This window comes from Streptomyces afghaniensis, assembly GCF_044327915.1.
GTDB lineage: Bacteria > Actinomycetota > Actinomycetes > Streptomycetales > Streptomycetaceae > Streptomyces > Streptomyces afghaniensis.
This window is the reverse complement of the sequence record NZ_JBIRGJ010000005.1, coordinates 239,005-251,515: the sequence shown is the minus strand read 5'-3', so window position 1 is coordinate 251,515 and position 12,511 is coordinate 239,005. Positions and strand designations below refer to the sequence as shown.

The window sequence follows — 12,511 nt, the reverse complement described above, 5'->3', positions numbered from 1 at the left end:
CATCCCACGTGCGCGCAGCCCCGCCGACGGCCCGGACGAGGAACCGACGCGGGCTGACGCGGAAAGGCAGTGCCCCGTGCCGCACAGCGAGCCCCGCAGACCGTCGCACCCGTCATGGACCCGCAAGTCGTTCTTACGGGGAATGGCAGCCGTCGGCGCCGCCCCCCTGCTCCCCGCCGCCGTACTCCCCGCCACCACCGCCGAAGCCGCCGCCTCGGCCCGACCGGACTTCCCGCTGCTCCGCGACGGCACCACCACGGACGTGTTCGTGGACGCGGCGGACGACCCCGCCGTGATCCGCGCGGCCGGTGACCTCGTGGCGGACGTGGAGCGGGTCGGCGGTGTCAGGCCGCAGCTGCTGCACGCCGTGCCCCGGCGGGCCGCACTCCTGGTCCTGGTGGGGACGATCGGCGCGAGCCCGGTGATCGACCGGCTGGTCCGGCACGGGCGCCTGGACGTCTCCCGGGTCCGGGGCCGCTGGGAGGCGTCCGTCACCCAGGTCGTGGAGCGTCCACTGCCCGGCGTGGACCGAGCCCTGGTCATCGCGGGCAGCGACCGGCGCGGCACGGTCTACGGCGTCTACGACACCTCGGAACGCATCGGCGTCTCGCCCTGGTACTGGTGGGCCGACGTCCCGGTGGTCCGCCGCGACACGGTGACGGTCCCGGCGGGCCCCTTCGTACGCCACGAGCCCGCCGTCCGCTACCGCGGCGTCTTCATCAACGACGAGCAGAACCTCACCACCTGGTCCCACCGCACCCAGGAGCCCGACAAGAACATCGGCCCCCGCACCTACGAGCGCGTCTTCGAACTGCTGCTGCGCCTCAAGGCCAACTACCTCTGGCCCGCGATGCACCCGTACTCCGACTTCTTCAACAAGCACCGCGAGAATCCCGAACTGGCCGATCGCTACGGCATCGTGGTGGGCTCGAGCCACCCCGAGGCCATGCTCCGCAACGGCGTGCACGAGTGGGAGCCGTGGGCCCAGGAGCACCGGAACCCCGACGGGACCGTGCCGCTCTACGACTACACGGTGAACCCGGCCGTCATCTCCGACTACTGGCGGGCGCGGGCCCGGCAGAACGCGGCCTACGAGAGCAGCTGGACGATCGGCATGCGCGGTCTGCACGACTCCGCGCTGGAGACGAAGTACGCCACCACGATCCCGGAGAAGGTCGGGGTGATGAACGACATCATCAGCGACCAGCGCCGCATCCTGGCCGAGGAGGTGGGCGAGGCGGCCGAGCCGCAGATCTTCATCCCGTACAAGGAGGTCCTGGAGCTGTACAACGCGGGCGTCCAGGTCCCCGACGACGTCACGCTGATCTGGCCGGACGACAACCACGGCAACATGCGCCAGCTCCCGGACGAGGCGGAGCGCCGCCGCTCCGGCGGCAACGGCATCTACTACCACCTGTCCTACTGGGGCCGCCCCCGGAGCTATCTGTGGCTGGACACCACGCAGTTGAGCAAGGTGTGGCAGGAGTTGCGCCGGGTCCACGACCACCGGGCCGACCGGATGTGGATCTTCAACGTCGGTGACATCAAGTCGATCGAGACGGGCCTGTCCTTCTGCCTGGACATGGCGTGGGACGTGGACCGCTGGGGGCCGGACGACGTCGAGGACTTCCTGGTGGAGTGGGCCGGGCGCCAGTTCGGCCAGCGCCACGGCTCGGAGATCGCCGCCATCCGCACGGAGTACTACCGCCTGGCGGCGGAGCGGCGCCCGGAGTTCATCGACAAGGCGATCTTCTCGACGGTGCACCACGGCGATGAGGCGGGCCGCCGGATGACCGCCTACGCGCAGTTGCTGGACCGGGTGCGCAAGCTGGGCGCGAAGCTGCCCGAGCCCTACCGCGACGCCTTCTACGAACTGGTCGAATACCCGGTGCACGGGGCCTGCTTGATGAACCTGAAGTACTACTGGGCGGACCGGAACGCGCTCGCCGTCCGTCAGGGGCGCGGCGCGGGCACCAACCGCTTCGCGGACCTGGCCGAGGCCGCGCACGCCGAGGAGCAGGCGATCACCCGCCGCTACAACGCGGAGGTCGCGGGCGGCAAGTGGGACGGCATCGTCAACCCCTACCCCTCCCAGATCCCCAAGGCCCCCGGCCGTCCTGCCGTCACACGGGTGCCACGCCAGGAGACCTCGGGCCTGGGGCTGGCCGCGGAGGGCAACGAAACGGGAGCGAGCCGGCCGCTCTCCTTCTCCTCCTACACCCGCGACCGCCGCTTCGTGGACGTCTTCAACACGGGGTTCCTCCCGCTGGAGTGGCAGGCCGAGCCGAGTCACCCCTGGATCCGGCTGAGCACGGCCGGCGGCGAACTCACGGACCAGACGCGGGTATGGGTGGAGATCGACTGGCCGCGGGCGCCGGAGGGCACACACCTGCCCACACTGACCTTCACCAGCGCCGGCTCGACCGCCGAGGTGCCGCTGCGGGTGGTCAACGACGGTGAACGGGCCCGGCAGCGCGCCCGCGGTTTCGTCGAGGCCCACGGCCATGTGTCCATCGACGCGGCGCACTTCGACCGCCGGGTGGCGCGCGGCGGGGCCCGGTGGCGGGTCGTCCGCGGCCTGGGACGCCGTACGGCCGCCGTCGAGGCGGTCCCGACGACCGCACCGCCGATCACCGAGGACCTGCCCACCCGGTCACCGGAGCTGCGCTACCGGGTGCGCTTCACCAGCACCGGCACCTTCCCGGTGACCGTCTTCCGGCTGCCCTCCCTCGACGAGCGGGGCCAGCGCCGGCTGGCGGTCGCCCTCGACGACCAGCCGCCGACGGTCCTGTCCGGCCAGGCGATCGCGACGGGCAACCGAGGTGACGCCTGGGCCCGCAACGTCGAGGAGGGCATCGAGAAGCTGACGGCCCGGGTGACCGTCACGGAGCCCGGGGAACACGTGCTGCGGGTGTTCATGGTGGACCCGGCGATGGCGGTGGACCAGATCGTCATCGACACGGGTGGCCTGGCGGCGAGTTGTCTCGCGCCCCCGGAGAGCTACCACCGCGTCTTCAACCCCGACCCGGCAAGCATGTCCATGCCAGCCGCGCCCGGACTGCCGTGGGCTTGAGGAGCACTGCCGGGAACACGGATTTCCGCGTGCACGGAAAACCAATAAAAAGCTGATACATGCCGCAACCGTGATTCGCTCGACGCCCCTCCATGCCTCCGTGCGCCCCTATAGAGAAAGGATTCGGCGCACCGGCGGCGGATTCCACTGGGCAGGACATGAGGCGAGCCCCAAACCGGTGCGCCCGCACCGAAATCCTGTGTGCCGAATGAGGCAGGTGGTATTCGATGAGCGGCTCCGTTCCCGGACCGGCCCGAGATTGGACAGTGGGCACTGCTCCAGGCATATTCCCATTCATCGGCCACGGTGTCGACCTGGTCCGTCGACCGCTGGCCTTTCTGAATTCTCTGTCCCAACACGGGGATCTGGTCGAGATACGCCTGGGTCCGCAGCGTGCCTGGATGGCGTGTCACCCCGACTTGGTCCACCAGGTGCTCAGGGACCCGCGCACGTTCGACAAGGGCGGCCCGCTCTACGACAGGTTACGGATGCTGCTGGGGGACGGCGTCGGCACCTGCCGCCATCAGGACCACCGGCGCCAGCGCAGGATGCTCCAGCCGGAGTTCCGCAAGGCCCGCGTCGCCGACCAGGTGCGGCTGATGGGCGAGGAAGTGGAGTCGGTGTGCCGCGCGTGGCGGGCAGGGCAGGTGGTCGACGTCAGCGCGGCCATGATGGACCTGTCCACACGCGTGGTCAGCCGCGTCCTCTTCTCCGACTCGCTCGACACCGACACGGCCGCCGAGATGCGCAGGTGCCTGGCCACCGTGTTCCGCGGCGTGTTCGTCCGGACGGTGATGCCGGTCGACGCGCTGTTCCGTGTTCCCACGCCGGCGAACCGGCGTTACCGGCAGGCTTCCGACCGCCTGCGCGCGATCGTCGACGCGGCCATCGCCCAGCGCCGGCGAGGCACTCCCCACGACGACCGCGACGACCTGCTCGGGACCCTGCTGTCGGCCACGCGGACCGGCGGCGGGACGGCGATCACCGACAGGGAAGTCCACGGCCAGGTGCTGACGCTGATGTTCGCCGGCGTCGAGAGCACCGCCCTGTGCCTCTCCTCCGCCTTGGAGCTCCTGGGGCGGCACCCCGAGGAGGAACGCCGCCTGCACGCCGAAGTCGACGCCGTGCTCGCTTCGGGGCAGCCGCCCGGCCCGGACGAGCTGCCGCGCCTCCTCCACACCCGGTGCGTCCTCACCGAGACCCTCCGCCACCGCCCGCCCGGCTGGCTCTTCACCCGCGTCACCACACAGGAGACGGAGCTCGCCGGGCACCGTCTGCCGCAGGGCGCCACCGTCATGTTCAGCCCCTACCTCCTGCACCACGACCCCGCCCTGTTCCCGGACCCCGATCGCTTCCTCCCCGGCCGCTGGCTGCCGGCGCAGGCCGACACGGTCCCGCCCGGAGCGATGATCCCGTTCGGCGCGGGCAGCCGGAAGTGCATCGGAGAGACACTCGCTCTGACGGAGGCCACGGTGGCCGTCGCGTTCATCGCCCGCCACTGGCGGCTGCGTCAGCTGCCCGGCCGCACCGAACGGCCGCGCCCCGCCGCGTCGTTGGGGCCGAGGGAACTGATGATGGTCAGCGAACCGCGAACGAGGCGACCGGCGGGCACACCGCCTCGCGCGGATTCCCGCGCACCCGGGACAACCGTCGTGCCCGTCGTCCACGACTCCCGAACGGCAGGTGGCCGCGATGTCCGCGACGCATGAGGAAATCACGCTCGCCCCGCAGGACGGAATTCAGGTCGTCGATCTGAGGGAACTGATCGACGCGAACCTCTACATGCCCTTCCCTTTCCAGCGCAATCCCCACGCCTGCGAAGCCGCGGCGGGCGTCGAGGAATGGCTGAGCACGTGGGGGCTGACCGATGACCCGGCGGTGGCGGCCATGATCTCCTGTACGCGCCCCGCCGAACTCGCCGCCTACAACAGTCCGACCATGGATTCCGGGCTCCTCCAGATCATGGCCAACCAGATCGCCTACCAGTTCATCTTCGACGACCGCGCGGAGGACGTCGGCCGGCACACGCCGGGCCGTCTGCTGCCCATGCTGTGCGAGAGCATCGCGATCCTGCGGGACGGCCAACCACCCACCACCCCGCTCGGGGCCGCCCTGGCCGACCTCCATCGACAGGTACAGGAGCGGTGCACACCCGCTCAGGCCGCACGATGGGCCTGGTACAGCCGCGAGTACGTGCACGGCCTGCTGTACGAAGCGGTGGCCCAGGCCCACCCCGTCCCGGTGGGCAGCGGGCTGTGCCGGTCCATCCGCTCCCTCATCGCGGGTGTCGAGCCGTTCTACCCGCTGTGCGAGGCCGCGCAGCCGTGCGAACTGACCCCCGAGGAGATCCACCACCCCGCCATGCGACGCCTGAGCCGGCTGTCGGCCGACGCGGCGGTGTGGATACCCGACCTCTTCTCCGCGGTGAAGGAACAGCGGGCGGGCGGCGTGATCAACCTGGCCCTCGCCTACCAGCGGACACACCGGTGCTCCCTGCCGGTGGCCGTCACGCTCGCCACACAGCACATCAACAGCACGATCCGCGAGTTCGAGGATCTCTTCGGTGAACTCAGGCCGCAGTTGTCCCCGTCCGGTGTCGGCTACGTGGAGGGCATGGCCGGCTGGATCCGCGGTTGCTACTTCTGGTCCCGGACCGTGCCACGGTACGCGGACACGATGGCGGCACCCGTGGTGCTCTGATCCGCTGCCCGACCGGTCCTCGCCACAGGTCCAAGAGAGAGGAAGAAACGCGACACTTTACCCGAAAGACTGAGAGCCGAACCGCTCCTGCCAGAAATTCACCCTCCCTGTCGACCTGCTGTTCCGACCCGGCCAAGAGGCGTGCACCAGGGCGTACGCTCGCCCCGTCCGGCGGGGAGCAACGACAGGAAGCGGTAGACCACATGGCCCATGGGCTGCGGCAACCGATCACCGAACACCGGCCTCTTCTCGAACGCGACGAAGAACTCCAGGCCACCGATCACGCGTTGGCGGCGCTCCGTGACACCGTCGACGGCGTCCCCCGGGTACCGCGCGGCGGGCTGCTCGCCTTCACCGGTGAGGCCGGGCTGGGCAAGACGACACTCATCGCGGCGGCGCGCGCCCGCGCCGCCGCCCTCGGGTTCACGGTGTTCTCCGGCAAGGGCGGCGAGAACGAGTCGGGGATGGCATTCCGTGTCGTCCGCCAGATCATGCAGCCCGTCCTGGCCAGGATGGGCGAGACGGAGCGCCGGGACTTCCTGGGCAGTTGGTACGACATCGTCGGCGCCGCGCTCGGTCTCGAGGCGACGGACACCGCCCGGATGCCGGACCCGACCGGAGTGCGCGACGGCCTCGACTGGGTCATGACGCGCCTGACGATGCTGAACTCCCCCGTCGTCCTGCTCCTGGACGACCTGCACTGGGCCGATGCCGAATCGCTCGACTGGCTCGCCTCCTTCGCACCCCGGGTCGCGGACCTCCCGCTGCTGATCGTCGTCGGCTACCGGCCCGATGAACTTCCGTCCGACGCGACCTCCTTCCGCACCCTCGTCGAACGCCACGAGCAGCGCCCGCACCTGCTGTCTCCGCTCGGTGAGGCCGGTGTGGCGCGGATCATCAGGGACGAGGTGGGTGAGGAGGCCGAGGACGAGTTCTGCGTCGAGTGCTGGACGGTCACCGGCGGAAGCCCCTTCGAGGCCGTCGAGCTGGCCATCAGGCTCCGTGAGCGGAAGGTGAGGGGCACCCAGGACGAGTTGCCCGTGATGCGGGACCTCGCCGCCGCGGTCAAGGGCCCCGGCCTGATCGAGCGCCTCAAACGGCTCGGCCCGGGCACCATCCGCTTCGCGTGGGCCGGCGCCGTCCTGGGCGGGCCCTTCTCACCGGAGGTCGCCGCCGACCTCGCGGTACTCGGCAGCGAGGAGGCCGCCGAGGCGGCCGAGAAGCTGCGCGCCCGGCGCATCCTCGCGGACGCCTACGAGCCCACGGGCGGCCTGGAGTTCGTCCACCCCCAGATCGCCACGACGATCTACCGCGACATCCCCGCGGGCCTGCGGGTCGGCATGCACAACGCGGCCGCCCATGCCGCCCAGGCGGTCGGGGCCGACCCCACCGTCGCCGCCCGGCACCTGCTGGAGGTTCCCTGCGACGGCCGGCCCGAGGCGGTCGCGTGCCTGCGCGCCGCCGGGCGTGAGTATCTGCGCGCCGGGGCTCCGGAGGCCGCCCGGCGCGTGCTGGCCCGGGCGCTGCGGGAACCGCCCCCGGCGGAGGACCGCGCCGCCCTTCTCCATGAGCTTGCCTGCTCCACTTTCCTGATCGAGCCCACGGCCACCGTCAGCCATCTCCGGGAGGCGCTGACGGAGCCGGGAATCGACCCCGACCTGCGCGCGTCCATCGTCTACCGGCTGACCCAGGCGCTGGCCCACACCGACCGGCTGACCGAGGCCGCGACCGTGGCCGCCGAAGAGGCGCGGCGCGCCACCAACGCGCGCGTCAAACTGCGCATGCAGGCCGATCACTTCGTGTGGAGCGCGTTCCGCGCCGACGAGCCCGACTCGTCCGCCCGCTCGCGCCGGCTGGCGCGCCTTGCGGACAAGCTGCCGGGCCGGGGCCTGGAGGAGCGCTACATCCTCGGTCTGCGGGCCTGGGACGCCCTCGTGCGCGGCGAGCCGCGGCGGACCGCCCTCGGGTATGCCGAGAAGGCCCTGCGCGGAGGGATGAGCTGGACCGACGAGAACCGCGGTTTCGAGGTGCCCGCGGCGGTCGCCCTGCTGTTCATGTACTGCGACCAGCCCCGGCGGGCCGAGGAGCTCTTCGCCGAAGGCATGGCCGAGTGCGAGCACATGGGGTGGCGCGGCTCCCACCTGGCGCAGGGCCAGACGCTCCTGGGCTACATCCGCTACCGACGTGGCTGCCTGCCCGAGGCGGAGGAACTCGTCCGGGCCGGGCTGCACACCGCCGAGCGCGTCGAAGGGGCGGTGCCCGCCCAGTGGTTCGCCATCGGCATTCTCATCCAGACCCTGCTGGCCCGCGGCCGCGTCGTGGCGGCACGCAGGCTCGCCGACAGCTACCACTACGGCGACGTGGTCCCCAACGCCGTCATCTTCCCGGATCCGCGCACGGTGTACGCCGACCTGCTCCTGGCGGAGGGGCGACTGGCGCAGGCGGCGCGGCTGTTGTCCGAGGTCGGGGACTGGCTGGACGCCCGGGACTGGCACAACCCCGCGTGGTGCCCCTGGCAGCTCGGGCTGGCCTCGGCACTCGCCCGTACCGCCCCCGACGAGGCGGTCCGCCACGCCCAGGACGCGGTCAAGCGGGCCCGGGACTTCGGTGCGGCGTCCGCGATCGGGCAGGCGCTGCACGTCCAGGCGGAGGTGACCGGCGGGCAGGCGGCACTCGATCTGCACACCCAGGCCGTCGACCATCTGGAGCGGTCGCCCGCCGCGTACGAACTGGCCCGTGCCCTGGTCGGCCACGGCGCCGCGCTGGCCCGCAGCGGCCGTCTGCACGACGCCGCCGACCGGCTCTACCAGGGCCTGGAGGGCGCGGTGCACTGCGGTGCCGAAGGTCTGGCCGCCCGGGCCAGGCGGGAGCTGTCCGCCGCGGGACTGCGCCCGCTGCCCCTGCGCTACGCGCAGACGGACATGCTGACGGCCCGGGAGCGCAGGGCAGCCGAGATGACGAGCACGGGCAGCCCGGCATCGGTCGTCGCGAAGGAGCTGCGGCTCACCGAGCAGGGCGTCCGGCAGCTCCTGTCCTCCGTGTACCGAAAACTCGGCACGGACGCGTCCGGCCTCGCCGACGCCCTGGCGAACCGCTCCCGGCACGACCGGTAGCGGCCGCCGGTCCGCTCACCGCTGCCTCGAGTTGTGCTGCGCCCGATGCCCCATCGACTCCCAGAACCTCCGCAGCTCCGTGGTGTTCGTGCGGCGCTGCCAGGAGGCCTTGGGACGGAACGGGAAGCGGGACAGAAGGGTGGACTGGGCGCGGCAGAAGGCCTCGCCGAGTTCCGCTCGGTGGCCGTCGAGGCCCTTGGGCGGGTACGGGCACAGTTCGAAGGCGCAGTCGTCGCGGCAGTTGGAGCCCGCCTGGGAGGAGGCCGTGCGGACGGTGGTGCCGCCCGGGTCCAGCGGGGTGCGGTCCAGGGTGAGGCAGGGCGGCAGGTCGGGCCGGTCGGTGTGCTGGAGGCGCCGGATGCGGTCGGTGGGCCAGTCTCCCCGTTCGGCCAGGTTCAGGAGCAGCAGCACGTCGGCGAGGAGTTGCTGCGCGGTCGGGTGCAGGGCGCTCCAGCCCGTGGAGGGCGGGATCCACAGATTGTGCTTGCGTGCCTCGCCCTGGGACGTCTGGGAGCCGACGTGCGCGGCGACGCCCGACTCGTCGATCCACAGGAACCGTTCGGGCTGCCGCGTCTCCAGGGCCCAGACGCAGAGTTTCCCGGCCGCGGTCACGAACGGGTGCTCCGGTTCGCCGTCCGGCCGGGCCAGCCACTGACGGACCTGCTGGGCGGGGTCGGACCCATGACCGCCTGACGGGCGACCTGCGACGTTGCCGTCGGGCAGGTCCCACAGGGTCAGCGCGTGCAGCAGCGTGAGGCGCGTGAACCAGAACCGGGAGCGCTTGAGCATGTCCCACGCCTGCTCGCTCAGGTACTCGCGGGCCTCGGGCCGGGCGTGCGGATGGCGGTGCCGGCGGTTCGCCGCGTACTTGAATCCCTGGGCCAGTGCCACCTCCACGCTGAGGTCGAGCCCGGCGACCCCGTCGAGACCGTCCGACCGGACGCCGACGCGCCGCACCCAGCTCTCCAGGAACGCGTACGGGGTGTCCTGGTGCCGGTGGGTGGTGACCGATCCGACGAGCAGCGGGATCAGCCAGGCGCACAGGGTGTTGTCCCGCCACTGCCGTTCCTCGGCCTCGCGGTCCTCGCGTTCCCGTCTGCGCTCCAGGCGCCGCTCGTCCTCACGCTCCTTCAGTTCCCGCTTCATGCGCGCGACCTGGCCCTCGCCCTGCCGGCGCAGTCTGGTCTCCCGCTCCCCCACCAGCTCCGGCTGCTGCCCGCCCCACAGCTTCTCCCGCCAGTCGGACTCCCGCTCGACCCGCAGGCCTTCGACCAGCTGCGGCCCGCGCAGCCTCGGCTGGAGCGCGGCGAAGGCGAGGTCCCCGCCGGCGCCGATCTCCTGCGCGATGGCCAGCCGCACCGGGTAGGAGGGCTCGAGTCGTGCGATCTCGAACATCTCCAGATAGGCGGGCCTGAGGGTCTGCCGCTGTGCGACGCCGCGCATGGCGTCGCCGAACCGGCCCACGAGCAGGGCCTTCGCGGTGCGCAGGGTGTGCGGGTCGCGGGCCCGCAGATCCGGCCAGGACGTGCACAGCCGCATGGCGATGAGGTGCTGCTCCGGCTGGGCGTCGACGCTGTCGATCTCCAGGGCGGCCGCGTACAGCTCCAGGGCCTTGCTGTGCAGGGTGCGGCCGAAGAGGGGCCGTACCTGGTGCTTGTCGTCGTTGTGGGGTGTGGTGTTCCTGACCGTCTGTGCCTGGCAGGCGGCGTCCATCAGCAGGTCCCGGGCGGCGCTCACCGGGCACCACAGTGTCCCGTCGGAGCCCGCCGCGCCCGGCTCTTCGTGGACGCACGCGCCGTCGGGCAGCCGGGAGTGCAGCACCATGGCGATCAGCAGTTCCCGGCCCGGTTCGCGCAGGGCCGCCGGGAAGTACGAGCCCTCCGTCGGCTGTGCCGGGACGTCGGGGTGGATCACCGCGTTCAGGAAGCGGGCCCCCAACTGGGCCTGGATCACGCTGTGCTGGAAGCGGACGCGGTCGCCGCCGAGCTCGACCAGCTCCATCCCGGCGCCCCAGTGGGCGGCGAGCCTGAGGTCGATGCCGCTGTCGCCGACCCTGCGGGCCAGCTCCCGGACGATCTCGGGGAAGCGGGAGCGGGCCGGGTCCTGCTCGTCGACGACGTCGGCGAACCGCACCTCGGAGGTGTCGAGGGCGAGTCCCACGCACGCCAGCGCGGACAGGTAGTGGACGACCGCGCGGCGCTCCTCCGGGGAGAGCGGCTGTTGCGGGCCGATGCGGCCGCTGATCAGGGCGCTGAGCCAGGTCTCGAACAGGTGGAACCTCAGGGACGCCCGGTCGCCGCCCCGCGTCTCGACGGCTTCCTCCTCCCCTTGGCCGGCGAGGGCGCGCTCCAGCAGTCCCTGCTCGTGCAGTTCGGCGGCGATCTCCAGGTAGGTCGGGGCCTCGGCGATGCCGGCCCGCTCGACGATCCAGTCCAGCCGCTGCCGGTCCTCCCCTGCGCCGCCGGACGAGATGTAGGTGAGGGCGGCTTCCTCGCTCAGCGGCTCCAGCTCGGTCAGGGACGCCTCCATGCCGTGCAGTGAGTCGTGCGGCCGGGAGGTGATGATCAGCGGCAGGCCCTCCTCGTTGGCACGGCGGATGGCCAGCCGGATGATGGTGTCGCGCTCCTCCGTCAGGTCCTCGGCGGTCAGCGCCTCTTCCAGGCCGTCCGCGAGCACCACGATCCGCCCCTGCTGGCACAGCCGCCGCCACACCTTCTCCGCCTCGGCGGCGGAGCGGATGTTGCCCTGCACCTCCCGGCAGAAGCGCTCGAAGGCCAGCTCCCGGAAGTCGAGGTTCTTGTCGGCTGCGCGCATCCGCAGCGGCACGGGCACCGCTCCGCGCTCCGCGAGCCGCTGCGTCAGCAGCACGACCAGCGCGGTCTTGCCGGTGCCGATGCCGCCGACGACGACGTGCGTGCGGCGGAAGCGGCGGTCCCGCAGGTCCTCCATGAGGACGGAGCAGAGCTGGTCGCGGCCCACGACCCGGCCGAAGATTCCGCCCGCGGTCTCCACGAGCTCGTGGGGTTCCTGGCGCGCCTTCCGCAGGTAGCCCCGGCGCACATGGCTGAACCGGAAGAAGAGGTAGGTGACGGTGGCCAGGGCGAGGGTGAGGAAGGGCATGAAGAGGGACTGGAGGACGGTGCAGCTGAAATCATCCTTTTTGCACTGGTCGCCCACCCATGCGGTGGGCGACCAGAAGCTCTTTTCCTGCGACAGGGTGATGACGGCCGTGACGACCAGGAACAGCAGGAGCAGCGCCCCGAGGAACGTCAGCACCAGCAGCGCCACGTACCCGCCGCTCTTGCGGACCCGCCAGGTCCGGGTCCGGTCGTAGCCCTGCCGCATCAGCCGGCGCCGGTGCAGCGCGCGGCGCAGGCCGAGCCCGTCACGGAGCATCCGCCCGAGCAGTCGCGACAGTCCTCCTCCTTCGAGTCGCGGGGCGGCAGGACCTTGAGAAGCACGCGTACCACCGTTCACCCCGTGAGGGTTCCGCGCCCGCAGGGTCCGGGGCGTCCGCGGGCGCCAGGTTCACCCGACGGAAGCCGCCGGGACCCGCCACCCGGCCGTACCCCGCCACGCCGGGCCGCGCGGACCCCCGTTCGCAACTTTCGCCCCTGCTGGACCA

The 12,511-nt window shown here is 71.8% G+C and carries 5 protein-coding genes; 4 read left to right on the top strand and 1 reads right to left on the bottom strand.

Annotation, left to right across the window (positions count from 1 at the left end; all coding sequences use genetic code 11):
• Window positions 1-142: 142 nt before the first annotated feature.
• From ACH4G3_RS19875 to ACH4G3_RS19860, 4 genes are all read left to right on the top strand, one after another.
• A complete protein-coding gene (locus ACH4G3_RS19875; RefSeq protein WP_397625719.1) occupies window positions 143-3,073 on the top strand; it encodes a glycosyl hydrolase 115 family protein in 2,931 nt (976 codons plus the stop codon).
• 227 nt (window positions 3,074-3,300) lie between these two features.
• On the top strand, window positions 3,301-4,782 hold the full coding sequence (locus tag ACH4G3_RS19870) for a cytochrome P450 (RefSeq protein WP_397625718.1): 1,482 nt from the start codon (window positions 3,301-3,303) through the stop codon (window positions 4,780-4,782).
• Window positions 4,766-5,773, top strand: a complete 1,008-nt coding sequence (locus tag ACH4G3_RS19865; protein ID WP_397625717.1) for a (-)-alpha-amorphene synthase — start codon at window positions 4,766-4,768, stop codon at window positions 5,771-5,773. Before ACH4G3_RS19870 ends, ACH4G3_RS19865 begins: the two co-directional genes overlap by 17 nt.
• 203 nt (window positions 5,774-5,976) lie before the next feature.
• On the top strand, window positions 5,977-8,886 hold the full coding sequence (locus ACH4G3_RS19860; RefSeq protein ID WP_397625716.1) for an ATP-binding protein: 2,910 nt from the start codon (window positions 5,977-5,979) through the stop codon (window positions 8,884-8,886).
• Window positions 8,887-8,901: 15 nt separating this feature from the next.
• On the opposite strand, the gene ACH4G3_RS19855 is transcribed toward ACH4G3_RS19860, so the two are convergent.
• Window positions 8,902-12,282 (bottom strand): NACHT domain-containing protein, encoded by a 3,381-nt coding sequence (locus ACH4G3_RS19855; protein ID WP_397625715.1) that lies wholly within the window; start codon window positions 12,280-12,282, stop codon window positions 8,902-8,904.
• Window positions 12,283-12,511 lie beyond the last annotated feature (229 nt).

Coding starts and splice junctions, on each gene's coding strand:
- ACH4G3_RS19855 (WP_397625715.1), bottom strand. CDS start 12,282: ATGCTCCGTGACGGGCTCGGCCTGCGCCGCGCGCTGCACCGGCGCCGG.
- ACH4G3_RS19870 (WP_397625718.1), top strand. CDS start 3,301: ATGAGCGGCTCCGTTCCCGGACCGGCCCGAGATTGGACAGTGGGCACT.
- ACH4G3_RS19860 (WP_397625716.1), top strand. CDS start 5,977: ATGGCCCATGGGCTGCGGCAACCGATCACCGAACACCGGCCTCTTCTC.
- ACH4G3_RS19865 (WP_397625717.1), top strand. CDS start 4,766: ATGTCCGCGACGCATGAGGAAATCACGCTCGCCCCGCAGGACGGAATT.
- ACH4G3_RS19875 (WP_397625719.1), top strand. CDS start 143: ATGGCAGCCGTCGGCGCCGCCCCCCTGCTCCCCGCCGCCGTACTCCCC.